The following is a 21,591-nucleotide window of genomic DNA, read 5'->3' on the forward strand; positions in this document are numbered from 1 at the left end:
CCCATGAGCGCCCAGCCCGGCTTCTGGGTGGTATCGCGGCACGAGGACATCCTGACGGTCTACCGCGACACCGAGAGGTTCACCTCATCCCGCGGCAACGTCCTCACCACCCTCCTCGCAGGTGGAGACTCGGCGGCCGGGCGCATGCTCCCCGTCATGGACGGGCACCGCCACCGAGAACTGCGGCAGATCGTCCTGCGGGCGCTTTCCCCACGAATGCTGGAAAATACCGCTACGAACGTACGTGAAGAGGTCCGCCGGCTTCTCGTACAGGCCATCGAGAAGGGAGAATGCGATTTCGCCGCGGACATCGCGAGTCGGATTCCCGTGGGGACCGTCGCAGATCTGCTGGGAGTTCCCGAATCGGATCGTGATTTTCTGCTCACCATGACAAAAGCCTCGCTCAGCTCGGACGTACAGGACGCCGACGAGCAGGACGCGGTCAACGCTCGGAACGAAATCCTCCTGTACTTTGGCGAGTTGCTGGAAGAACGCCGCAGGTCGCCGGGCGCCGACGTCATCAGCGTGCTGGCCCGAGGCGAGATCGACGGTGTGACGCTGTCGGACGAGGAAGTCATCCTGAACTGCTACAGCCTTGTGATCGGAGGCAATGAGACCAGCCGGCTGACTATGATCGACGCCGTCCGCACCCTGTCCCTGCATCCTTCTCAATGGCGCCTGCTCCGCAGCGGTGGAGTGGAACCAGCCAGGGCCGCAGAGGAACTCCTGCGCTGGGCGTCGCCCACGATGCACTTTGGACGGACGTGCACCGCGGACACCGAACTGCACGGCATGCCCATCGCCGAGGGGGAAATTGTCACGCTCTGGCACAGTTCGGCCAATCGCGACGAGAGCGTCTTCCACGACCCGGACACCCTTTCGCTGGACCGCAGTCCCAACAAACACCTTGCCTTCGGGTACGGCCCGCACTTCTGCCTGGGTGCACATCTCGCCCGGATGGAGATCCGCGAACTGCTGTGCGCGCTCATCTCGCACGTCGGGGAAATCGAGGTCACCGAAACCCCGCTGCGCATCCATTCCAACTTCCTGACCGGCATGAGTCGACTGATCGTACAGTTCACTCCTCCGCCCCTCCGCACAGGAGAGGTGCCTGATTTTTGCTGACTGGCGGACTCACCCGTCCAGGTGTCCGAACGCCAACAACCACGCCCGGCGGCCGGCCGGGGCCGATTCACTTCAAATGCGGAGCGAAATATGCAGCTTAGCCAAGAACAACTGCACGAGTACCGTGAGAGAGGAGTCCTGACCCTGGACGCACTGTTGACACCGGACGAGGTCGAGGTCTTACGGGAGGCCTACCTGCGCGACAGCAGCGTCCAAGGGGACCACCGGGTCGCCGAACGGGGCCGCGAGGAAGCCCGGGCGGTTTACGCGTCCCATCTGCGCTGCCCTGAGTTCGGCGCCCTGGTGCGCTCACCGCGGATCCTCGGGCCGGTGCGGCAAATTCTCGGGCGCAACGTCTACATTTACCAATTCAAGATCAACTCAAAACCGCCCTTCCTGGGCGGTGGCTGGGCTTGGCACCGGGACTTCACGGCCTGGCGCCTGGCGGACAACCTGCCCAAGCCCTTGCTGGTCAACGTCGGCGTCCTGTTGGACGAGGTCACCGAGTTCAACGGTCCGGTCGTCTTTGCACCGGGCTCGCATCATCAAGGTGCGATCCAAGGCGGTCCGCCGGCCCGTGAGGCGGCCTCGCAGCAGCACCTCGACCCGGATGACATCGCATTGACCGCGGAGGAGCTGACCGGACTCGTCGACCGGTACGGTATGGAGAGCGTCAAAGGCACGCCCGGAACCGTGATGCTCTTCCACCCCGAGATCGTGCACGGATCGGCGGCGAACATATCGCCTTTCCCAAGAAAGCTGCTGATCATGACGTACAACGACTGCAGCAACGCGCCGCGCCCGCTGGGGTTGCCGCGGCCCGAGTACATCGTCTGCCGGGACACTACTCCTCTGGAGCCTGTCGACGGCCCACTGCCTGGCCTCCCCGGTGCGCAGGTCACCGCATGAGTGCGCCGCAGAATAGCCGCGCGGTGGTGCTGAGCGAGTTCGGTCGGTCGCTGGAGCTACAGCGCTTCCCACTGCCGTCGGCCCCCGAGCGCGGCATGATCGTGGCCGGCCGCTACGGTGGGGTGTGCGGTACTGACCGGCATCTACAGTTGGGCCATCTGGAGGTGCCAACGCCGCTGGTGCTCGGGCACGAGGGTCTCGGAACGGTGTACGAACTCGGCCATGGCGCAAAATATGACGTGGATGGCACCGCGCTGCACATCGGCGACGAGGTTCTGTGGGCGTCGTCGATCGCGTGCGGACGCTGCGTGCCCTGCAGGATGCACCGCGAGCCCACGCTCTGCGAGAACCGCCGGACCTACGGGGTCAACCGGCCGACGACGGTAGAGCCGGCCTTGTCCGGGTCCTGGGCGGATCACATCTGCCTGCACGAGGGCACGACCGTCGTGCGTATGCCCGAGGGGATCGACCCACTGGCCGCGATGGCCTTCGCCTGCGCCGGCCCGACGATGGTGCACGCCTTGTTCGAACGGCGGCCGGTCCGCGTCGGCGAGACGGTGGTTGTGCAGGGCAGCGGCCCGGTCGGTCTGGCAGCCGCCGCGCTCGCGCACCTATCGGGCGCAGCCCGAGTGATCGTAGTCGGCGGCCCCGACCAACGGTTGCGTGTGGCCGCCGAAGTGGGGATCGGCGACGAACATGTCAACATCGTCGACGCGGACGGGGCCGGAGCGCAGGACGAGGTACTTGCCCGGGTCATCGAGCTGACCGGCGGGCGCGGTGCGGACCTGGTGATTGAGTGTGTCGGCGCGCCAGCCGCCGTGGCACAGGGACTGCGGCTAGCCCGCCGGGGCGGTTCGTACCTGGTGGTAGGTCAGTACACCGACAACGGTGACGCGTCGATCAACCCGCACCAGATCGTCTACCGCCAACTGGACGTCGTGGGCTCCTGGGCATTTACCGGGGCTCATCTAGTCGAATACGTCCGGCTGCTGCCCGCTCTCGTCCGCCGCTTCGACCTCGCACGACTGGTCACAATCTATCCCCTGGAGGAGAGCGCGGCCGCGTTGGCGGATGTCGAGCGCGGCTCTGTTATCAAGGCTGTACTGCGCGCCTGAGGCTGCCAAGTACAGCTGGGGGTCAACAGGTCGCAGGCTCACGTCCTGTCGTCCCGACGGTGCGATCAGCGGGTTTGTCGGCTTCGGCAGATCCGGTGCCGGGGCGGCGCGTGTGGCAGGCGGCTCAGGAGAGCTCCAGTTGATCACGCGTCCGTTCGGCGCTGTGACCCTCACGTTTCTCCGCCGCGACGAACGGGTGCACCGTCACCGGGCCTCCTGCGGGAGGAAGGCCCTGGCCCGCTTGAGGATGTCGACGCCCTCACGCAGTCCGCGGTTCGCCCGCCGCAACGCGGCCCGTTCCTCGCGTTCGCGGCCGGTCGGACCGTCCTGTCCGAGGGCTCGACCTCGCCCTGCTTCACCCAGTCGATCAGCTTGCCGATGGTCGGCTCCCGCAGATCGCTCAGGAGGAAGCCGGTGTTGTCCGCGCCTAGCAGATACGCTCCCGCGCGCGTGGCGACGATCGGTTGTTGTCGACGTGCGCGATCCGCACGCCCGGCGAGTGTGGGTGCCGGTTAATCATCCGGCCTGGTCAGGCCGCGTGGTGGTACTCGTGGGGGGTTCCTCCGAGTCGATCTCGCCGACGGACCTCGCGTCTGATCTGGGCTGGCTCACTGTTTGGGTGGGGGAGTGCTCGAAGTGGAGCGGCTTGGCCGAGAGCCCGGTGCGGCCGGTGCCCGTTGTAGAAGGTCTCGAACTCTCGGAGCCCTACCTGCCGCCCTACGCCCCCGGACCTCAACCCCGTCGAAGGCATCCGGTCCCTGCTGCGGCGTGGGTGGCTGTCCAACGTCGCCTTCACCACCCCCGAACACCTCATCCGCACAATCCGCCATGGCTTCCGCAGTATCCAGTACCGCAGCAACCTGGTCGACGGCTGCCTCACCGAGACCGGCCTGACCATCCGACCCGCATAGCGACACCACGAGTTCAACCTCAGTAACCCACGCGGCGAAGTTCTCTCCACCGACGACTTTCAGGATGAGCAGTTCTACGTGGTGAATAATTAGCCCAGACGCGATCCACGGTCGAGCCTTTGAGGGAAGACCAGGGTGTATCCCACTTCTCCAAAGCCCCTCGGACGGCTATGAGGTGCCGGCGCGCCTTGTCTAACAGCTCCCTATCGCCGTCCTTCAGAGCGCCGCGGGAATTCAACCTATGAATCTCTGCCTGCAACTCAGATACATAGGTCGAAGCACGCTGATGCCATGAGGTTCTACCTCCCCGGCCACGTCACCGAAAATAGAGGTCTTGATGCCTTGCGCGACCTGGTAATAATTAATCCTGCGGTATGCTGTTCCTTCGCGTTTCATCGTTCTTCACGCAGGGCCCTGCCTGGAAAATCGTTCGGCCTGCTGCCGGGGGTGCACGTACGCCGCGTGCACCACCCGGCCGCCGACCTCGAACCGCAGGGCCCGCGCACGGCGGGGTCGGCTGACGTGCGGGCGGGTGCCGAGGATGACGTTCCGGGTGGCCGGGTGCTCCGAGATGACGTACGCGGCAAGACCCCAGCCGATGTCCTCCAAGCAGGTCGTGATGTGATCCTTCATCGTGCCGGGCGACGCCGGCCTGTGGCACTCGACTGGCGGCGCAGCGTCAGGGGTGTTTGTATGAGTACGGATACGCCAGAACCTTGTGACAATGCCGAGAATCTCCGCCGGGTAAGGGAGTCGCCCCATGGTCACGACTAAAATAGATGTGCCGTGTAACTCTGAGATCATCAAGACCGGGACCACTAGGCTCGTTCGGGTCAGTGAAAGTAAATTTCCGCTGGCCCAGGCCATGCTCGAAATCGACGCGACCGCGCCTCCGACGTGGGACGGCGTCGATTTCGAGGACATCACCATGTACGTCGACCTGAAGGAGCCCTCAGGTGCCGAGCTTGTGGAGGTCGCGCAGGTCAATTACCACTGGGGCACTTCCGACGGCTCGGGAGGCTGGGAGGAAGCCTCCGCCAGTCCGTTCCCGCCCACACGGAACCTGCGAATCCGGGCCAGGACGACACATCTAAGGTATGGATCGGGCATCTCATTCTACGTTGGCATTCACTACCCCGAAGGTCAGGTAGGGGCCCCGTTGACGATATACGTCCATACCACGGCGAAACGTGTGGTAGCGGCGACGAGTGGTTGCGGCGTCACGTTCAGCGAATTCAAGATCGACGAATCGGTGACCGGTCCGCTGGGCTGAATTCAGAGGCTCTCGCGCAAAGCCTCGCCCAGGAAGTCGTTCAGCCTCGTCCCCGGGTGCCTGGCGTACACCGCCCGCCCGCCGACCTCGAACCGCAGCATCCGTACCCGGCGCGGCCGGATCATGTGCGGCCGCGTTCCGTGGGTCACGTACTGCGACCCGGTCGCACGCCGCCGCACCGACATGTCCCGGCCGAAGCGCCCGCGACGGCCACGGACCGTGCGCTCCGTCCGCGCCCTGGTGCTACGGCTCTCCCGAGTGAACCCCAACCGGGGACACGACCCCGCATCCACGGCGAGCTCCTCGTCCTGAACGTGAAGGTCGCCGCATCACGGTCTGGGAGATCCTCAAGGACGCCGGCATCGACCCGGCACCCGAGCGGACCTCCAGCACATGGGCAGACTTCCTCCGCTCCCAGGCCGACGCCCTACTGGCCTGCAACTTCCTCGAGACCGTCACGCACGACTGTATGTCTTCGCGGTGATCGAGCACGCCGTCCACCGCCGCCTGCCTGGAATCGGGCCACCTCGGTGGACTACCAACGGATCGTGCAGGTCCTCGCGGACCGGTCCCGGCTGCATCAAGGGCCTCTGACCTGCCAGGAGATGACCGCAGTGTTCGGGATGGACGTGGTGCCGGCGCGAGTGGGGTTTGCGGTCGAAGGCGAAACGCCTGGTCGCGCGAAGCTGGCTGACCGAACTCTCGCCGGGCCAGTTCACGCTCGCTGCGGGTGCGGCAGGCCCAGGCGGCGGGTCGTGGGCAGGCTCATCGGCTTGTAGACGATCGTTTCGGCGCTGGTGGTGCGGCGTTCGTAGTCGCGTGCCAGGCGCCGGGTGCGCATCAGCCAGGCATTGGTGCGCTGCACGGTCCACCGCTTGGGCAGCACCACGAAGCCCCTTCGGTCGTCACTGCGTTTGACGATGGCCAGGACCAGCGCGAGTACGGCGAGGCAGTGCTCGACGAGGCTGCAGGTGCAGCCGCCGTCGGCCCAGACCGGTGCCAGCCGATGATGCGCCTCGGGCACCTGCTGGAGCAGGGCCTTCGCGGCGGTGCGGTCCCCGACATCCGCAGCGGTGACCGTCACGCCCAGCAGCAGGCCGACCGTGTCGACCACCAGGTGCCGCTTGAGTCCGTTGATCAGCTTCCCGCCGTCGAAGCCGCGACTGTCCGCGCCCACCACGGCGTCGGCCTTGACCGACTGGAAGTCGATCACGGCGGCCGTCGGCTCGCTGTCCCGGCTCGCACGAGTGCGAACTGCCGCGCGCAGCCGGTCGTGGAACTCCCGGGCCAGGCGGTGGTCGCGCCAGCGGCGCAAGAACGCGTAGACGCGGTCCCAGGGCGGGAAGTCGGCGGGCATGGCCCGCCACTTGATTCCGTTGTCGACCAGGTAGCGGACTGCGTCCAGTACGGCCCGGTGGCAGTATGCCTCCGGCTGCCCGCCCCGGCCCCGCAACAAGCCCGGCACCGGCAGCAATGGCCGGACTGCCACCCACTCCGCGTCCGTCATGTCCGACGGGTACCGGGGCCGGCGCGTGCCGTTGTCGGCAGCGTTCCCGAACTGGTGCGCCAGGCAGTCGCACCCCCGAGTGACGGACTGGACTGCCCGCCCATCGACACGGAACACTCCAACACCGGGGCCTCCTGGCGTTGTTCGTTGATTCGACACACCGAACCGTTCAGAAGGCCCCACCTTTATGCGCCGACCCCGCAACCAGCACCTGAACGGGAACCCCGGTTCGAACCGCATCCCGCACGGTCGGAACGACAAGAGCGACTCGGACCCCGGCCGAGGAACGATTCAGGTCAGTAACGCCAACCCCACCAGCAGTTCGTGATCTTTGGTCGTTGAGTGCCTGGTCCTGTTCCCGTGCGAGGCAAGGGGCTGACCCGACTCTGGCCTGGCGTGTTCGAGAAGTTCCGGACAGGGCGACGGCGCGAAACTTCATCACCGACGAGCTTTGAGCGGTACCGTCGATCGGGTGCTTCTGATCGGGTCTTGACGTGACGGCGGGGCCCCTTCGTCCGAAGGGGCCCCGTCTGGCGTAGCCCGATCCCGGTCCGCTCCGGCTTGCGGGGCCGACCAGCCGGGCGCGGCGGACGCCCGGGAACCCGGGCGTCCGTCGCGTGCCGCCGTCTCCGGCGTCCGGTCTTCAGTTCTCGGTCGCCGCCGTCTCGGTCCCCGTGGTTCCCCGAGCGCGGCGGCTCCCCGGGCGGCCCCGCAGTCAGGGGGCCTTGGGTGGCCACCCGCCCGGACGCGTGGTCTGCCCCACCTCGATCAGGTGCCCGTCGGGGTCCCGCAGGAAGCAGCGGATCTCCGGGTGGCCTCTCTCGATGGGCGGCGTGATGAACTCGGCGCCCCGCGCGGACCAGTCGGCGTACACGGCGTGGATGTCCGAGACCCGCAGGTTCAGGAAGCTGCTGACCCGGTCCGGGTCCTGCGGCGTCTCCAGCACGACGGTCGGCTTGTCGTCGGTGGGGCCGCCGCCTTCGTTGATGATGATCCAGCCGTTGTGGAACTCGATGATCGACGGGACGCCCGAGCGCAGGGCCCGGCCGCCGAGGACCTCGGTGTAGAAGCGACGCGAACGTTCGACGTCGTCGGACACGATGAAGTGCGTCATGGCGACGTCGTAGGCGGGCGCGTTCTCGCCGGTCACAGTGCCTCCGGGGGCTCGTTCCGGTGTTCGAGGGAATCAGCTCCCTTCCACAGTACCGATTCGCGGCGGTCTGGGCGGTGTCCCCCGACCTTCTGCGAGCCCTCAGCTGTCTGGGTGGCATCCGCCGACCCCGCCGAAGGAGTCCACCGACCGTGTCGCCGACCGCCACCGAAGCCGACTGGGTCTCTCGTCTCGCCGACGAGGTCATCGCCGAGGCCGGAGCGGGGGCCGCCGGGAAACCGATCGTCGTCGCCTCCGGGCCGAGCCCGTCGGGCCCGATCCACCTGGGCAGTCCGCGAGGTGATGACGCCGCACTTCGTCGCCGACGAGATCCGGCGCCGGGGCCTGGCCTGCGAGCGCCTCATCAGCCGGGACGACCTCGACCGGTTCCGCAACTTCCCGTTCCGACGCGGTGCTGTGCACAGATGGTGCGGTGACGACGTTGGTGAAGCCGGCGCCGGCGCGGGAGCAGCAGCGCGGACACGGGGCGCTGTACGACGGGATCAACCACGGCGGTCTCGACGTGGGTCGGCTGCGCCGCACAACTGCCCACGACCTGGCGCTCGCCGTCGCGGGGTGAGACAGCGCCAGGCGTTCGTGCTATCGGGCTGGTACGTAAGCTGGGACAGCCCGCGCGGGATGGGAGCGGCGCCACTCCGCTCTCGGCATGCTCACACCCGTCGAGTTCGAACCGAAGTCGACCCACGCGATCGCCTAGACTCCAGCAACTCGACTCCACACAAGCCGGGACACATCAACCCGACTGGTGGTCCTGGACACCCGGAGTCTCCATGTCGCTGCCGGGGTCCCCGCCTCCACGACCGGGCACGACCCGGCCGTCGACCACACCGGCCACAGCGTCCGCAAAGCTCTGGCCGACCAGGGCTTCAAGAACAAGGAGCGTCCGCCAACGTGAAGTTGCCGGACACAGGGTCGGCGTGACGGTCTCTCAGGGTGTTCATGCTGGTCGTGAGCGGCAGTCCATGAAGTAGATCGTTTGAGGGAACGGGCAGCTCGCCGGTTCTTGTCGGCCGCGCGCTGTCAGGAGCGGCTGGTGTGCAGCGCCTCGCGATCCCACAGGTGGCGTGGCTGGGTGTGCAGGTGCCAGTAGTGCTCGGCAATGTCGTCGGGGTCGAAGTCGGTGCCGGGGGCGACCGGGCCATCCACGGTGACGCTCGCTGCGTGGACTCCGAAGGAGCCGTACTGCTGATCGAGCAGCGCGATCAGGGTCCGGACGCCCGCTTTGCCCAGGGAGAGGCTCACATACTGCGGCTTGGGCTCGGGCATGCCGCCTGTGACAAGGAACGTTCCGTTCCCCCGTGCTGCCATTGCCGGCGCGAGGCGCGCCGCGGCATTCAGCGCGCCGACCACGTTGACCGCCCATGCTTCCATATGGTCCCGCACCGACAACTCGCCCAGCTCGTCCGCGCGGACGAGCGCGGCGTTGTACACGACAACCTCCGGTACGCCGTGCCCGCCGACGGCCTTGTCCAGGGCCGTGTCCAACTCGGCCCGGTCGGTGCTGTCGGCCTGCAACGCAATGATCGGGACGTCATAGGGAGCAAGCGCGTCCGCAACGACGCGCAGCGTCTGTCCGCCCCTGGCGATCAGCGTGATCGGCATCCCCTCTCTGGCGAACCGACGGGCGACTGCCTGCCCGATCCCCGGTCCCGCACCAATGATCACTGCACCTGGCATGATCCGGCCCTCCTTCTCGTGATCAGCGATACTGGAGACGGTAAGGCGTCACATCAATGTGAAGGTCAAGGAGAAGGCCCCGGATGCGAATCGGCGACCTCGCCCACGAAACCGGGGTGAGCAGGCGGCTATTGCGCTACTACGAGGAGCAGGGTCTGCTCCGGCCGACACGGTTGGACAACGGCTACCGCGAGTACGCGGAGGCAGACGTCGCCATGGTGCGCCACATCCGAGCAATGCTTGCCGCAGGGCTCTCCACCGCGGTTATCGGCACGGTCGTGCACTGTGTGCGCGACAAGGACGAACTGAGGGTGCCACCCGGCTGCCCGACCTTCATCGGGGAGTTGCGGCGCGAACGCGCCCGCATCACCGAGACGATCAGCCAACTGGAGGGTTCCCGGCGAATACTGGACGCCGTTCTCGACACGGCACCTCGGAACGGTGATACGTCACTTCGGAACGGTGATACGTCACGCAAGCCCGCTCCATAGGCCAGGTCGGTTGCGTGCCCCGGCATGCTGCGTCGGGGTGCGGGGGAGAGGCCGGCGCTGCGGAGTATGCGTCGGATGGTGGAGGCGCCGACGCGGTGGCGGCGCAGCCTGTTGGGGAGGTGCCAGGCGAGGGCTGCGAGCACGGCGCGGTCCGGCTACGTCAGGCGCGGCCGGACGCCGAGTTGCCGACGCAGCACCGCGACCTCGTGGCGCAGCACGAGGATCTCGGTGTTCTTGGCGTCCACCGACCGCGACAGCAACAGGAGCAGTCCGAGCAGCCGGATGAAGATCAGGTAGAGCACGCGTAACGCCATGCGGCCCGAGTATGCCCTGATCAGCTGGAACCGCAATGAGCCTGATCAGTGACCCTGCGCCAGTTTCGGCACCCCACAGGGCCGTGGGCCGCGTCAGACAGGCGCCATGACCAGTTCCCCGATCACCCGCAGCCCGACCCGGGCGGCCAGCCAGGGGGCGCGCTCGGCTTCCACCTGTGCCACGTGCACGAAGAGGCTGTGATCGGCGGCGGGCTCGGTGAGGTCGATGTCCTGTGCGTTCAGGCACAAGGTGATGTACGCGCCGCGCGCGCCGCCGCGGTCCAGGCCTGCTTCGGGCGCTGCGGGCCAGGCCCAGAAATCCCAGCGGATGCTGGCAGGGCTCGTCCCCGATGCTGCGATCAGACGGTCTACGGCTTCCGGCGGCACCCCGCACTCGCTGATGTAGAGGGGCAGGTGGGCGTGTGGATCGTCCCCGGCGTCGGACGACGCCTCGTCTGCGCCCTCCGTCTCCGTCCACCAGTCCGTGTCCGGCAGAAGCTCGAGCAGCGCATCGAGGACAGGTTCCTCAAAGACACGTGCGTCGAAGTCCACGCTGAGATCGCTGGTATCGGCCAGGTCGAGCAGTCGCCGCACGATGTCCAGCGCCTCCGCCGTGCTCGTGGTCCTCAAGATGGACTGCGCGTAGGAGTTGGCCACGATGCCATTCTGCCACTGCCGAATCCGGCCGGGTAGCGGCAGCGCCGGCGCGGGGGATCGAAGTGCTTCCACGGTGTCCCCGAGGAGCGGTGGGCGGAGTACCCGCCTACCACGGGACGAACATTGTGGCCTCGCCGAACGGTGCCGACGCCGTTCCCTCCCGCGAGCAACTGCGCGAGGAACTGGGCGACGTCCTGCGGTACGCCACCGCCACCGTCACCCACCTCCTCGGACTCGACCTCGAAGATGTGGCCGCCGCCAGCCTGGGGAAGACCGAGGACCGCTGGCGCACCACCCCCGACGACCAGCGGCCCCGGGCAGACGCTGTCCAGCGGACTGTTCTGCCGTTCGGTCATACCGGCGATCGCGCTGCCGGTCGTGGAGATCGTGGACTTGGAGACCTCCGCGCCGTACACCTCGGCCGGACCCGCGGAGATCGCCCCATGCGTGAGCCCTTTCGCCGACAGCGACAGGACCATCTCGTCCACCCCGCCCAGACGCAGCCGACGCTTTTTGACCAGCTGCGGCTCGAAGGACCCGGCTCTGTCCCGCGGCACCGCGATCTCCACCGGCCCCTCGCCGTAGAGACCCGGGCGCACGCCTGGGTCGGCAGCCGCTGCTCTGCTCGCTCAGGGTCCGACGGGGAAAGGCGGGGCCGCAGCGGGGCTGTCGTCGGGTGTCAGTCCTCTTTTGCGCGGATGACGGCGATGACCGTCAGTGCGACTGCGCACGAGGCGAGCATGATCACGGAAGGGTTGAGATAGGAGGGAATGACCGCCTCCACGGTGCGCCCGTCGTTGCTTCGGCATCCGAAGTGAAGCGGGGCGAAAGACGGTGCGTAGCCCGTCAGACGGCCTTTGCCTACCACCGCGTTGCATGCGGCAGCTTGATCGGCGTCATCGAAGAAGAGCAGATGCAGGACTCCCCACGTGTACATGCATACTGTGGCACCTCCCGCCAGGGTCGCAACGGCTCTGATGGCGGCCGTCGTCGAACGAACTGCGCGGGCTCGTAATGCCAGCCTCACTCCGCAGATGAAAAGCCACGGAGTGGCGATGGCTCCGGCCAGCAACAGCAGGAGCACGATAGCGGGGTCGTGACCCTCGTACGGCTGGTCTCCTGCGAGCATGTACATGGTTTCCTCTTGAGTCTGCGGACTACGCGTCCCGGGCGATGGAATCGTATAGGCGCTGGCTTTGTCCGTAGGCAGGGGGCCTGGCGAATTCGGTAAGGCGTCAGGAGTCTTCTCTCACGTAGAGCATGCGGCGCTCCGGGGCGGCTCAGAATTCGTGGGCCAGAAAGTTGCCGTTGGTCCGCTTGTGCCGGGCTCTGACGCGCCGACAAGCCGAGCGAGGAGCGGCGCGCGGAACTCGACGCGCTGGGAGTGCTCCGGTGAACGGGGTGGGCGGGGCCACGGTGCAGGGCGAAGACCTCGGGGGATGGGCGCTGGCGCAGCGCCTGGACCGGGACCGGTTGCTGCCCGCGCAGCAGTTGATGCTCGAGCACACGCTCCACCTCACCCCCGCAGAGCCCGGCGAACGGCCCCTGATGCCTCCCGCCGTAGGGCCTGCAAGCTCAGCGAGGCGCGGCGCCAGGAGCTGATCGAGTGGGCATGCACCGGTGAGGGGGAGAGGCGGGGACGGTGGGATCCGCTGCGCAACCGCCCCGCTGCGCCGCGGGCCGTGACCGCCAGGCGACCGCGCGTTCCTGGCGTCCGGGGGCGCGACTCTGTCTTCGCGGTGATCGAGTGGATCGAGGTCGTGCTCAGCGGCGTCCGGATGCCGCGCGTGAACGCGATCACGGAACGGCGGTGCAAACCTGCCGACAAGAACTCCTCGACCGCACCCTGATCTGGAACCAGCGCCACCTGCTCCAGGCCCTACGGGAGTTCGAGGAACACGACAACTCCTACCGACCCCACCAGGTCATCGCTAACACCCGCCCACTCCAACCACCGGCGATACCAGCCGCGAATACGAGGCAGCTCAATCACCTCGACATCCGACGACGCAACCGCCTCGGCGGCATCCTCCACGAATACCAACATGCCGTATGAGCTGCACGGATGACATTTTCGACAGGGGCAGGGTCACGGACCTGACGCCCCTGCGCTGCTGCTGGTTCTGGGCCGGGCACTTCCACAAGATCTAGGGAGCGCCCGGACATGGCCGATTTCGAGTTTCCCGAGGACTTCACCGCCCTCAACGACGAGGAGCTGACCGAAGCTCTCGCCGGTTCGGTCGAGGCGTTCGACGCCAAGAGCCAGTCCACCTGCATCAGCGCGAAGGGCCTGGAGTGCCCGCGTACCCTAGCGGCCGGCATCGAGTCGATCTGCGCCCAGCAGGCCGCACGTCATCAGGCCGCCGCAGCTGAGATCGATGCGTGGTCGCGCAGGTCCGCGGGGGCGGGGCCGAGCCGGCTATCGAATTTGAAAGAGTGATGTCGGCGGCGGTCACGCAGCCGCCGCGCGCGTGTTGAGGAGAGCGGTCAGGGCTGCGGACCGTCGACAGCTTCGATGTCCAGCCTCGGGCCCCGAGGGGAGTTGACCTGGATTCGGCCCCAGTCCCCGACGAGCGTGAACTCTCCGGCAGTCCACGTGAACTCGTCGATCGCGCCGTAGTCGATCTCGCCGTTTGCGTCCCGGGCAGGTGGAGTCCCCTGGCCGGTCCAAGCGAGGCTGCGGACTTCGTCGAAGGAGAGCAGGGCCGGGCGGAAGCAGGCCCGATCGTCTCCCCGGGGCGGCCCGAAGTCGGGATGCCCAGGATGGAGGAACAGGTCCAATCTGAACAGGAGCCCTCCCGGGCGGGCCTCGATGTCCAACACGTAGCTGTCTTCGAGCGCCACCTTCTCAAAGCCGGGCAAGCTGCGATAGTGCGCCCGCATCCGAGGACTCCCTGGTAATCGTGCCGTCATCCGCCGACCACGCTACCCATGCCCGTCCCCCCGGCGGGGAGCGGGGCGTGCATGCTCACCGCGTCGTCTTGCTCCTGACAGCGGTCAGGGGACGTCACCCAGTGGGAGGCCGGTGGCGGCGAAGCAGCCGTCGATCACCTTGAGCTTGCGTTTACTGAGGTTGTGTCCGTGATGTCGTCGTGGTGAGGCCGGTGCCGGTGAGGCATCCGTCGGTGAGGTCGCTGCGGTATTGGACTTCTCGTAAGCCCCGTGGACGTTCAAGTTGTCCCGTATGAGGACGACGGGTCGGCCGAGTTGGCGGTGGGCGGCGATGAGCAGGTCGCGGTAGTCGGTTCAGGCGAAGCTGCGGCGGCCGCCGGCCTTGTGGTCGCGGTGGATGATCGGCCGGTAGATCAGCCGGGAACGTTCACCGGGTTTGTAGCAGGTCAGGGCCGCGATGGAGATCCGACGCCGGGATCGTCCACGGACCCTGACGACCGGGGTCATGCCGCGGCGCGACCAGGTTCTGGCGGTCGGCGGCGTCATCGAGAAGCCGGCCTCGTCCTCGAAGACGAGGTGGGCATCGAGCGCCGCCGCAGTTGTTCCGCGGACGGCCAGGTCTCCTTCACCCAGCCGGCCACGGCCGCGTCGTCGCCCTCGGTCGCCCGCCGGGCGGGCACCTGGTGGCTCCAGCCGTGGCGGCGCAGCATCTGACTGATGCCCGAGAGCGTCATGGTCTTGTGGAAGCGCCGCCCCATCAGTGTCTTGATGCGTGCCAGGGTCCATGTCTGGTCCGGCCGGCCATGGGCCACCGGCCCCTTGCCCAGTTCCTCCTCGAGGACGGCGGACAGCGCGTCGCTCAGCTTCGGCAGCGACGCGGGACCCGTCGAACACACCCCGGCCAGGCCCTGGTCCTGCCAGGCCCGCCGCCAGCGCTGGACCGGGCGGACACTGATCCGTAACTCCCTGGCGACCTCCGCACAGGATGCGCCGGCAGCGAACCGCTCGACGGCCTCCGGTCACGTCCGCTGGAGTGGCCGTCGATACACCACTCCAGCGGACGTGGCCCGAAGCCCAGGCCCCGCCCCGGTCCGCACGCGGCCGGTTCAGCCTGCCAGCTGCTGCAGCCATTCGCGCAGCAGAGCTGTCTCCGTGGCTCTCAGGGGTACCCCGGCGTCCGCAACAGGGGGTCCGGTGGTGAGCGCGGTCTCCAGCGCTGCGTCAAGGGCGAGTGCGCGCGAGGCCAGGTCCGACCCGGATGAGGCGGGCGAGTCCGTGGTGACGGAGGCGATGACGGTGTCCCGCAGCCGTGCCGAAGTGGTCAGGTCCCGCTTTGAGGGCGCCTCGCCGATCAGTGCCAGCGTGGCACCCGTGGTTGCCGCGTGAATGACGCGGGTCGCCTGTGCCACCGGAACCCGAAGGCGCCCGGCCTCGGCCGAGCGGCGCAGCAGTGTCACCAGCAGGGCGTGCGCCTCGTCCGCGGCGGGGGGCCGTCGGCCGGGCTGCACAGTGCCGTACATGAGCATGTAGAACGCGGGGTGCCGCAGTCCGAAGTCGACGTGCAGGTCCCAGCCGCGGTAGAGGTCGGCCACCGGGTCATCGGGGGTCAGCGCCAGTGCCTCACGTTTCTCGGCCAGGTACATCTCAAATCCGTAGGCGGCCAGCTCGGCCAGGAGTCCGTCCTTGTCGTCGAACATCCGGTAGAGCGCGGGGGCCGTGATGCCCGCGGCTGCGGCGACCGCGCGCGTGGAGACCGCTTCGCTGCCGCCCTCCTCCAGGAGCTCGGCTGCCACCTGCAGTACCTGGCGCCGCGCGGCGCGTCGTCCCTCGTCCATGGAACAACGATATCTGATTTTGCGTATCGACGTTAGATCAGTGATACGGTTTCAACCGGAACAGCGATACGCACCTGATGGTGGGCGGCGCCGGTCCGCGGGGCTGGGCATGCGCCACGCCCCGACCGAGGCCACCGGCCCTCACTCGTGGAGCAGTGCGGCCGACCGTCGCAGCGGGCGGCTCGTCGTCCGCCGGCGCCACCACCGAACACGCCGCCATTGCGGCAGAGGAGGAACACCCCATGTCCGACATCTCGATCGTCATCGCGTCGCATTCCGGCTACGGCCACACCGCGCAGATCGCCACAGCCGTCGCCGACGGCGCACGCTCCGTCGCCGGGACGCAGGTCCACCCCGTGGACGTCGCCTCCCTCAGCGACGCAGACTGGGAACTGATGGACGACGCGGACGCCATCGTCTTCGGCACTCCCACCTACATGGGCACCGCGTCCGGGGCATTCCACGCCTTCGCCGAGGCCACCAGCAAGCGGTGGATGACCCGAGCCTGGAGCGACAAGTTCGCGGCGGGCTTCACCAACTCCGGCTCCATGAGCGGCGACAAGCTGCACACCCTGCAGTACCTGGCGCTCCTGGCGGCCCAGCACGGGATGCTCTGGGTGAGCCTGAACCTCCTGCCGGGCTGGAACACCACCGCATCCAGCCCCCAGGACGACAACCGCCTCGGCTTCTACCTCGGCGCCGGCGCACAAAGCTTCAACGACACGGCCGAGGTCCACGACGCAGACCTGAACACCGCCCGCCACCTTGGCCGACGCGTCGCCGAGCACACCCGGATCCACCGCGTCGGACTGACCGCCGTGACGCGCTGACACAACCGTCCGTGAACGGCCCCGGCAATCCGCCCTGCGCGGGTGAGAAGCAAGTCCGCATCAGAAAGTCACGGGTGGGGCTGCCCCGGCCCAAACGGTCATGCCGGCAGGCGTGCCCAGCAGAATCGTTCGCTTCGGCGAGAGGACGCGGGAGGCGTACCACCCATAAGGGACTTTCATCCAGAAATCACTTTTGCAGTCTCTTTCAGGGGAGCACACCATGCAGAACCGGACGCTCGGAAGTCAGGGCCTTGTGGTCTCGGCGATCGGCTACGGCGCGATGGGCCTGACGATGGCCTACGGACCCACCGACGAGGAGGTCGGCGTCGCCGCCCTCCGCCGCGCCTACGACCGGGGTGTCACCTTCTTCGACACCGCCGAGATGTACGGCTGGGGCACCGGATCCAACGAGATCCTCGTCGGCAAGGCGGTCAGGGGCTTCCGCGACGACGTGGTCCTGGCCACCAAGTTCGGCGTCGATATGTCGGTACCGCCCGAGCAGATCGGCGGCCCTCTCAACAGCCGGCCAGACAACATCCGCAAGGTCGCCGACAACAGCCTGCGCTACCTCGGCGTGGACCACATCGACGTCTTCTATCAGCACCGCGTCGACCCCGAGGTGCCCATCGAGGAGGTCGCCGGCGCCGTCAAGGAACTGATCGACGCGGGTTGGGTGAAGTACTTCGGTCTCAGCGAGGCCGGGCCCGAGACGATCCGCAGGGCGCACGCCGTGCAGCCGGTCTCCGTCCTGCAGACCGAGTACTCCCTGTTCGAGCGGGACGTCGAGCAGCTCTTCCCGGTCCTGGACGAACTCGGCATCGGCTTCGTCGCCTACTCGCCCCTCGGCCGCGGGTTCATCACCGGCACCGCCAAGCCCGCCGGCCGGTACGAAGGCAACGACATACGCAACGTCGACCCGCGCTGGCAGCCGGGCAACTTCGAGAAGAACGTCGAAGCCGTCGACCGGCTCGCCGCCCTCGCGGCGACCAAGGGCGCCACCGTCTCCCAGCTCGCCCTGGCCTGGCTCCTGACCCGGGGCGAGCACATCGTGCCCATCCCCGGCACCCGCAGCCCGAAGCGCATCGAGGAGAACGTCGGCGCCGCCGACCTCACCCTCACCAACGACGACCTCAAGGCCGTCGACGAAATCCTGCCCCACGGCGGCTTCGGTGCCCGCTACGCCGGGGGAAACATGCCGACCTGGACCTGAGGGAGCGTCAAGTCCGTTCCTGATGGCGGCCGCGTCCGGGTTGTTCGAGGAGTCCCTGGCGGACGAGTCGTCCAAGGCGGGAGCGGGTGACGTTGATCGAGGTTTCGTCGGTGGGCAGGCCGAGGTGCTCGTGCAGACCCCGGACGCGGAACACCTTGCCGGGATGCTCGTAGAACGTGGTCGCGATGCGCTGGTGGACGGTGACGGGTCACCTGCCCGTCGGCATCTGGTGCCGTGTCGCCGACCAGTTGCCAGACGTGTTCACGGGCGTGAGCGCGGGCCTGGCGGACTGCGGTCCGCGCACAATTCCCAACGGCGGCGAGGGCGTCGATGAGCCGGGAGACGGAACTTGCCCGGATCGTGCACCGCACGGGGCTTCCGTGAGGGCGCCGGCGCCGTCGATATCGCCTGATCCGGACCGGACTTGCGGACCGTCTCCACCGGCAGCACGGCCCCGGCCTGCGCGACCACCCCGCGACCACCGCACTCGACGCGGACGCGCGGGTAGGTCCCGATACGCCTCTTCACCTGGAAAGTGCCTCCGACAGGGGCGGGAACAAGGGCCTGGACAATCCTCGTTCTCGCTGGTCGGAGGCACTTTCTGCTGTCCTGATCACCTTTTGGACAGCCCGCGTCATTCCGTGCGGGGGTTGGTTGCGGTTGGGCTGCGGGGTTCAGTTGGCGCAGGTGAGGTGGGCGTTGGCCCAGTCGGCGTGGTCGCTGCCGTTGCCGTCGCCGCCGTCGCCGCCGTCGCCGACTACGAGGTCGAGGTGCTGGGCGCCGGTGATGTCGGCGTTGAGGGTGACGGGGTCCTGGGAGGCGCGCAGGACGTCGGTGGTGGCGACGGGTTTGCCGTCGGCCAGGACGGTGTAGGTGACGCTTCCGTAGTCGCCTGTCTCGTCGTCGATGCCCACGGCGGCGGTGAAGGCGGTGCAGTTTCCGCCGAGGTAGACGGTGACGTCGGAGAGGGCGTGTGCCCCCAGACCCTTGGCGTAGGTGGTGACGTTGACGGTGATGGTGTGACCGTCGCCAGCAGCGTCTTCGCCGTTGGAGGTGTCCCGCTCGACCGGACCCCAGCCGTTGGTGGAAGTGAACGGAAGATCGGACACATACGGGCTGCCGGTGGGCGGCGGCGGAGGGACCATGACGGTTGCTGATCCCGTCGCTGATCCGGTACGGCCGTCTTGGCAGCCCCAGATCTGCGTCACTGTCCCGTTGGTCTGCGATGCGCCGGGCACGTCCAGGCACTTGCCCGCGCCGACCGCGTGGAGGGGGCCGGTGGCAGCGCCGCCTCCGCCGCCCGTGCTGCCGGTGCCCCAGCCGTATTGAAGCCGGTCGAGACCGGACTGGTTGTTGATGCTCAGCGTGTAGTTCGGCGCGCTGCCCTGCAGGGAGGTGATCGCGCAGGAGGCGTTTTCGCACGGGCCGGGGCCCTGGGTCCGGTCAGCGAACTTCACGCCGGTCCACAGGAGCGAGCCCATGCCCTGTTTGCGCACGGTGTCGGTGAGCGCGTAGAGGAAGGACACGTCGTTGACGCCGTCGCGAGGCCCGTCGTAGTTCACACCGGTGTTCATCGGGACACCGAACTCGGTGAGCACGGCGCGGCTGTCGTATCCGCAGACGTTGTTCTCGAAGCTGGTGATCCAATCGGCCTCGGTGGGGTGGGTCTCTCCGCCGAGGGTGTAGTCGTGGAGCGAGAGCAGGGTGCCGGCCAGCCGGGAGTCGGCGCCGACGGTGCACAGGTTCCCCTCCCAGGCGCCGGGCACCAGGATCCGCCCACGGGGTATTTGGGAGAAGTGGGCCACCCAGGCCGCCGCGATGTTGTCCTCGTCGGTGGCGCTGCAGCCCCACGGCTCGTTCATGGACGACCGCGCGGCGCCTCCACCTGAACAACGTCATCGCACCCGCGGCCCGGCCACGGTGATCGATGTCAGTGGGGCTTTGTGAAGGTGTATCCGCCGAGCTTCGCACCGCTCCCGTAACGGTGGGGAAAATCCTCGAATGCGACGACACTCTCGCCGTTTGCGGGATCCAGCACCCCGCGTTGTTGCCGTGGACGTTCAGAGCGTCGCCGACCGCCGGACTTGATGCACACCTGCGGGGTGCCGACGTTTTCCAGGCAGTACTCGGCGTTCGTGCTGTACGGGTCTATGAGCTGTCCGGCCAGTGCGGGGTGAGCGGCCAGGATCGCGGGCGTGGGCGCACACGACGTCGGGGGACCAGTGGTTGACGGCGTGCCCGATCGTGGTCATCAGGTCGGCCTGGCTCGCGGTGCTCGCCGGGTCGTAGAAGTGAGCGACGCCGGCGGCCACCGCAAGCCAGCGGTACCAGGGACGAGCGCCTGGGTACTCCACGCCGTGCCGTCGTAGGACGCGAACCAGATTCTCTGGTCGTTGCTCCTGCCCTTCCAGGCCGCGTAGAGCCTGCCTCGGGACGCGCACAGCGCCGGGCCGATGCCTGTCTCCACCCCCGGAACGGTCTGCTGGCCCGTCCAGTTGGTGCCGTCCGCGGTGGAGGCGAACCAGATGGCCCGGTCGTCCGAGGCGCCTTTCCAGGCGGCGTGGAGCCGGCCGTTGTACTCGGCCATGGACGGGCCGATGCTGCTGGCGTATCCCGGGAGCTGCGCCCGGGCGGCCCACGAATCCCCGGTCAGGTTCGACGAAGGCGGTTCCGCGATGAATTCCAGGTCAGGCTCCGACCTGGAATTTCTTTCTTTTGCTTGACCATGGGAAGTGGCTCTGCGAGGGCATTTCGACCTACGCATTCTGGTGCGGAGGTCGGTGAGCCACCCTTCGTGGCCGCTGGAGGACGCGCATCGGAACAGGTACCTCATCAGTTGTGACCTCGCGGCAACCACCGTCCGCCTGTCCTGACTTCACCGGCCGCGCTCTGTGCCGCGGGCCGTCCGACGTGACGTGTGTCGAGTCAATGCGTGAGGTCCAGGCGGTCGCGCAGCACTCGGGCGACGCGCCGGGCGTCCCGGCCGACGGCGCGCAGTGACGCGGAGGACGGGCTGCGCTGACCACTCGACGCCGACGAAGCCGAGCAGGGGTGCCGCCGGTGGCACCGCCCCCGGAGCGCGGGGCTGCTCCGGGGGCGGTCCGCGCCGCGCGTGGGCGCGGTCCAGGACCGGCTTGGGGCTATCCCAGGGTCCACTGCTGGTTGGACTGGCCGTTGCAGGTCCACAGATCGGCCAAGGCGCCGTTGGCGGTGGAGGCGCCGGTGACGTCCAGGCACAGGCCGGACAGGACGCTGGTGATCGTACCGTTGGAGTTGAGCTGCCACTGCTGGTTGGTGCCGCCGTTGCAGGACCAGGTCTCCACCTTGGTGCCGGCGGTGGTCCCCTTGTTCGCGGCGTCGAGGCACAGCTGGGTGCCGCCCAGGGTGACCGTCAGTTCGTTGGAGGAGTTCCGGGTCCAGTTCTGGTTGGCCTGGCTGTTGCAGTCCCAGATCTGGAGCTGGGTGCCGAGCGTGGTGGAGGAGTTGGGCACGTCCAGGCACTTGCCCGCGCCCACCGCGTGCAGCGGCCCCGACGTGCCGCCGCCGGAGGCGGAACCGCCGTAGCCGGCGGCGTTGATGTTGGCCTGGACGGCGTTGTCGGTGGCGTCGGTGGGGTAGCCGGCGACGACGGCGCCCTCGTAGAAGGTGCCCTGGGACTGGTTGGTGTTGCCGTT

General features: G+C 67.9%; 23 protein-coding genes and 6 pseudogenes. 13 read left to right on the forward strand and 16 right to left on the reverse strand.

Going from position 1 to position 21,591, the window contains the following annotated elements; genetic code table 11:
• The first annotated feature begins 3 nt into the window (after positions 1-3).
• The 4 genes and pseudogenes from IH54_RS0135460 to IH54_RS47355 all read left to right on the forward strand — a co-directional run.
• Complete coding sequence (locus IH54_RS0135460) at positions 4-1,125, forward strand: cytochrome P450 (protein ID WP_234344197.1); 1,122 nt, start codon at positions 4-6, stop codon at positions 1,123-1,125.
• A gap of 90 nt (positions 1,126-1,215) precedes the next feature.
• Positions 1,216-2,034: a phytanoyl-CoA dioxygenase family protein gene (locus IH54_RS0135465; protein WP_052398223.1), complete on the forward strand. Its 819-nt coding sequence runs from the start codon at positions 1,216-1,218 to the stop codon at positions 2,032-2,034.
• Positions 2,031-3,149 (forward strand): zinc-binding dehydrogenase, encoded by a 1,119-nt coding sequence (locus IH54_RS0135470; protein ID WP_031525066.1) that lies wholly within the window; start codon positions 2,031-2,033, stop codon positions 3,147-3,149. The genes IH54_RS0135465 and IH54_RS0135470 overlap by 4 nt, the downstream gene beginning before the upstream one ends.
• Positions 3,150-3,871: 722 nt before the next feature.
• A pseudogene (locus tag IH54_RS47355) lies at positions 3,872-4,060 on the forward strand (IS630 family transposase); the annotation flags it as partial.
• A gap of 402 nt (positions 4,061-4,462) precedes the next feature.
• Here the strand turns inward: IH54_RS47355 and IH54_RS40690 are convergent.
• On the reverse strand, positions 4,463-4,693 hold the full coding sequence (locus IH54_RS40690) for a hypothetical protein (RefSeq protein ID WP_052398224.1): 231 nt from the start codon (positions 4,691-4,693) through the stop codon (positions 4,463-4,465).
• 127 nt (positions 4,694-4,820) lie between these two features.
• On the opposite strand from IH54_RS40690, the gene IH54_RS0135485 reads away from it, so the two are divergent.
• On the forward strand, positions 4,821-5,333 hold the full coding sequence (locus tag IH54_RS0135485; RefSeq protein ID WP_052398225.1) for a hypothetical protein: 513 nt from the start codon (positions 4,821-4,823) through the stop codon (positions 5,331-5,333).
• Between the two features lie 2 nt (positions 5,334-5,335).
• On the opposite strand, the gene IH54_RS47820 is transcribed toward IH54_RS0135485, so the two are convergent.
• Positions 5,336-5,458, reverse strand: coding sequence for a hypothetical protein (locus IH54_RS47820; RefSeq protein WP_267965263.1), 123 nt, complete (start codon positions 5,456-5,458; stop codon positions 5,336-5,338).
• A 384-nt stretch (positions 5,459-5,842) separates the two neighbouring features.
• Here IH54_RS47820 and IH54_RS47365 point away from each other — a divergent pair.
• A pseudogene (locus tag IH54_RS47365) lies at positions 5,843-6,089 on the forward strand (hypothetical protein); the annotation flags it as partial.
• Here the strand turns inward: IH54_RS47365 and IH54_RS0135495 are convergent.
• The gene (locus IH54_RS0135495; RefSeq protein WP_031525071.1) at positions 6,049-6,840 is read right to left on the reverse strand and encodes an IS5 family transposase; all 792 of its coding nucleotides are present in this window, start codon (positions 6,838-6,840) and stop codon (positions 6,049-6,051) included. The pseudogene IH54_RS47365 and the gene IH54_RS0135495 sit on opposite strands and share 41 nt — an antisense overlap.
• 715 nt (positions 6,841-7,555) lie before the next feature.
• Complete coding sequence (locus IH54_RS0135500) at positions 7,556-7,954, reverse strand: VOC family protein (protein ID WP_052398229.1); 399 nt, start codon at positions 7,952-7,954, stop codon at positions 7,556-7,558.
• A 188-nt stretch (positions 7,955-8,142) separates the two neighbouring features.
• On the opposite strand from IH54_RS0135500, the pseudogene IH54_RS47370 reads away from it, so the two are divergent.
• The 3 genes and pseudogenes from IH54_RS47370 to IH54_RS43980 form a co-directional block, all read left to right on the forward strand.
• Positions 8,143-8,392 (forward strand): annotated as a pseudogene (locus IH54_RS47370) (lysine--tRNA ligase); the annotation flags it as partial.
• A 31-nt stretch (positions 8,393-8,423) separates the two neighbouring features.
• Positions 8,424-8,570: a hypothetical protein gene (locus IH54_RS46385; protein WP_199923518.1), complete on the forward strand. Its 147-nt coding sequence runs from the start codon at positions 8,424-8,426 to the stop codon at positions 8,568-8,570.
• A gap of 186 nt (positions 8,571-8,756) precedes the next feature.
• Positions 8,757-8,906 carry a hypothetical protein gene (locus IH54_RS43980; RefSeq protein ID WP_234344199.1) on the forward strand — a complete coding sequence of 50 codons (150 nt, stop codon included), beginning with the start codon at positions 8,757-8,759 and terminating at the stop codon, positions 8,904-8,906.
• Between the two features lie 125 nt (positions 8,907-9,031).
• On the opposite strand, the gene IH54_RS0135515 is transcribed toward IH54_RS43980, so the two are convergent.
• A complete protein-coding gene (locus IH54_RS0135515; RefSeq protein WP_031525075.1) occupies positions 9,032-9,688 on the reverse strand; it encodes an SDR family NAD(P)-dependent oxidoreductase in 657 nt (218 codons plus the stop codon).
• An 83-nt stretch (positions 9,689-9,771) separates the two neighbouring features.
• Here IH54_RS0135515 and IH54_RS0135520 point away from each other — a divergent pair, with 83 nt between their 5' ends.
• Entirely contained in the window at positions 9,772-10,179 is a 408-nt protein-coding gene (locus IH54_RS0135520; RefSeq protein ID WP_031525078.1) for a MerR family transcriptional regulator, read from the forward strand.
• A gap of 155 nt (positions 10,180-10,334) precedes the next feature.
• On the opposite strand, the gene IH54_RS45905 is transcribed toward IH54_RS0135520, so the two are convergent.
• From IH54_RS45905 to IH54_RS0135540, 4 genes and pseudogenes are all read right to left on the reverse strand, one after another.
• A complete protein-coding gene (locus IH54_RS45905; protein ID WP_159012267.1) occupies positions 10,335-10,493 on the reverse strand; it encodes a hypothetical protein in 159 nt (52 codons plus the stop codon).
• A 93-nt stretch (positions 10,494-10,586) separates the two neighbouring features.
• Entirely contained in the window at positions 10,587-11,150 is a 564-nt protein-coding gene (locus IH54_RS0135530) for a hypothetical protein (protein WP_031525080.1), read from the reverse strand.
• Positions 11,151-11,470: 320 nt separating this feature from the next.
• A pseudogene (locus IH54_RS43985) lies at positions 11,471-11,752 on the reverse strand (transposase); the annotation flags it as partial.
• A gap of 77 nt (positions 11,753-11,829) precedes the next feature.
• On the reverse strand, positions 11,830-12,285 hold the full coding sequence (locus tag IH54_RS0135540) for a hypothetical protein (RefSeq protein WP_052398226.1): 456 nt from the start codon (positions 12,283-12,285) through the stop codon (positions 11,830-11,832).
• Positions 12,286-13,314: 1,029 nt separating this feature from the next.
• Between IH54_RS0135540 and IH54_RS0135565 the strand changes: the two genes are divergently transcribed.
• Complete coding sequence (locus IH54_RS0135565) at positions 13,315-13,590, forward strand: hypothetical protein (RefSeq protein ID WP_031525089.1); 276 nt, start codon at positions 13,315-13,317, stop codon at positions 13,588-13,590.
• A 47-nt stretch (positions 13,591-13,637) separates the two neighbouring features.
• Here IH54_RS0135565 and IH54_RS0135570 read toward each other — a convergent pair whose 3' ends face one another.
• From IH54_RS0135570 to IH54_RS0135585, 3 genes and pseudogenes are all read right to left on the reverse strand, one after another.
• Positions 13,638-14,033, reverse strand: coding sequence for a hypothetical protein (locus IH54_RS0135570; protein WP_052398227.1), 396 nt, complete (start codon positions 14,031-14,033; stop codon positions 13,638-13,640).
• A 279-nt stretch (positions 14,034-14,312) separates the two neighbouring features.
• A pseudogene (locus IH54_RS48190) lies at positions 14,313-15,058 on the reverse strand (winged helix-turn-helix domain-containing protein); the annotation flags it as partial.
• A 90-nt stretch (positions 15,059-15,148) separates the two neighbouring features.
• Positions 15,149-15,877 carry a TetR/AcrR family transcriptional regulator gene (locus IH54_RS0135585; RefSeq protein ID WP_031525095.1) on the reverse strand — a complete coding sequence of 243 codons (729 nt, stop codon included), beginning with the start codon at positions 15,875-15,877 and terminating at the stop codon, positions 15,149-15,151.
• A gap of 242 nt (positions 15,878-16,119) precedes the next feature.
• Between IH54_RS0135585 and IH54_RS0135590 the strand changes: the two genes are divergently transcribed.
• Both IH54_RS0135590 and IH54_RS0135595 read left to right on the forward strand, forming a co-directional pair.
• On the forward strand, positions 16,120-16,707 hold the full coding sequence (locus IH54_RS0135590; protein ID WP_031525097.1) for a flavodoxin family protein: 588 nt from the start codon (positions 16,120-16,122) through the stop codon (positions 16,705-16,707).
• Between the two features lie 220 nt (positions 16,708-16,927).
• A complete protein-coding gene (locus tag IH54_RS0135595; RefSeq protein WP_031525100.1) occupies positions 16,928-17,917 on the forward strand; it encodes an aldo/keto reductase in 990 nt (329 codons plus the stop codon).
• Between the two features lie 209 nt (positions 17,918-18,126).
• Here IH54_RS0135595 and IH54_RS47380 read toward each other — a convergent pair.
• The 4 genes and pseudogenes from IH54_RS47380 to IH54_RS0135610 all read right to left on the reverse strand — a co-directional run.
• A pseudogene (locus IH54_RS47380) lies at positions 18,127-18,445 on the reverse strand (IS1380 family transposase); the annotation flags it as partial.
• A gap of 146 nt (positions 18,446-18,591) precedes the next feature.
• Positions 18,592-19,779, reverse strand: coding sequence for an NPCBM/NEW2 domain-containing protein (locus IH54_RS47385; protein ID WP_052398228.1), 1,188 nt, complete (start codon positions 19,777-19,779; stop codon positions 18,592-18,594).
• Positions 19,780-20,168: 389 nt separating this feature from the next.
• Positions 20,169-20,504, reverse strand: coding sequence for a hypothetical protein (locus tag IH54_RS45910; protein ID WP_159012269.1), 336 nt, complete (start codon positions 20,502-20,504; stop codon positions 20,169-20,171).
• 553 nt (positions 20,505-21,057) lie between these two features.
• A partial coding sequence (locus IH54_RS0135610; RefSeq protein ID WP_031525107.1) for an RICIN domain-containing protein occupies positions 21,058-21,591 on the reverse strand: 534 nt, incomplete at its 5' end.

The organism is Streptomyces sp. NRRL F-5123 (assembly GCF_000721495.1).
GTDB lineage: Bacteria > Actinomycetota > Actinomycetes > Streptomycetales > Streptomycetaceae > Actinacidiphila.

Bases quoted from the DNA above. Each gene is read 5' to 3' on its own strand.
- IH54_RS0135460 (WP_234344197.1), top strand. From the start codon at position 4: ATGAGCGCCCAGCCCGGCTTCTGGGTGGTATCGCGGCACGAGGACATC.
- IH54_RS0135465 (WP_052398223.1), top strand. From the start codon at position 1,216: ATGCAGCTTAGCCAAGAACAACTGCACGAGTACCGTGAGAGAGGAGTC.
- IH54_RS0135470 (WP_031525066.1), top strand. From the start codon at position 2,031: ATGAGTGCGCCGCAGAATAGCCGCGCGGTGGTGCTGAGCGAGTTCGGT.
- IH54_RS40690 (WP_052398224.1), bottom strand. From the start codon at position 4,693: ATGAAGGATCACATCACGACCTGCTTGGAGGACATCGGCTGGGGTCTT.
- IH54_RS0135485 (WP_052398225.1), top strand. From the start codon at position 4,821: ATGGTCACGACTAAAATAGATGTGCCGTGTAACTCTGAGATCATCAAG.
- IH54_RS47820 (WP_267965263.1), bottom strand. From the start codon at position 5,458: ATGATCCGGCCGCGCCGGGTACGGATGCTGCGGTTCGAGGTCGGCGGG.
- IH54_RS0135495 (WP_031525071.1), bottom strand. From the start codon at position 6,840: ATGACGGACGCGGAGTGGGTGGCAGTCCGGCCATTGCTGCCGGTGCCG.
- IH54_RS0135500 (WP_052398229.1), bottom strand. From the start codon at position 7,954: ATGACGCACTTCATCGTGTCCGACGACGTCGAACGTTCGCGTCGCTTC.
- IH54_RS0135515 (WP_031525075.1), bottom strand. From the start codon at position 9,688: ATGCCAGGTGCAGTGATCATTGGTGCGGGACCGGGGATCGGGCAGGCA.
- IH54_RS0135520 (WP_031525078.1), top strand. From the start codon at position 9,772: ATGCGAATCGGCGACCTCGCCCACGAAACCGGGGTGAGCAGGCGGCTA.
- IH54_RS45905 (WP_159012267.1), bottom strand. From the start codon at position 10,493: ATGGCGTTACGCGTGCTCTACCTGATCTTCATCCGGCTGCTCGGACTG.
- IH54_RS0135540 (WP_052398226.1), bottom strand. From the start codon at position 12,285: ATGTACATGCTCGCAGGAGACCAGCCGTACGAGGGTCACGACCCCGCT.
- IH54_RS0135565 (WP_031525089.1), top strand. From the start codon at position 13,315: ATGGCCGATTTCGAGTTTCCCGAGGACTTCACCGCCCTCAACGACGAG.
- IH54_RS0135570 (WP_052398227.1), bottom strand. From the start codon at position 14,033: ATGCGGGCGCACTATCGCAGCTTGCCCGGCTTTGAGAAGGTGGCGCTC.
- IH54_RS0135585 (WP_031525095.1), bottom strand. From the start codon at position 15,877: ATGGACGAGGGACGACGCGCCGCGCGGCGCCAGGTACTGCAGGTGGCA.
- IH54_RS0135590 (WP_031525097.1), top strand. From the start codon at position 16,120: ATGTCCGACATCTCGATCGTCATCGCGTCGCATTCCGGCTACGGCCAC.
- IH54_RS0135595 (WP_031525100.1), top strand. From the start codon at position 16,928: ATGCAGAACCGGACGCTCGGAAGTCAGGGCCTTGTGGTCTCGGCGATC.
- IH54_RS47385 (WP_052398228.1), bottom strand. From the start codon at position 19,779: ATGAACGAGCCGTGGGGCTGCAGCGCCACCGACGAGGACAACATCGCG.
- IH54_RS45910 (WP_159012269.1), bottom strand. From the start codon at position 20,504: ATGGCCGAGTACAACGGCCGGCTCCACGCCGCCTGGAAAGGCGCCTCG.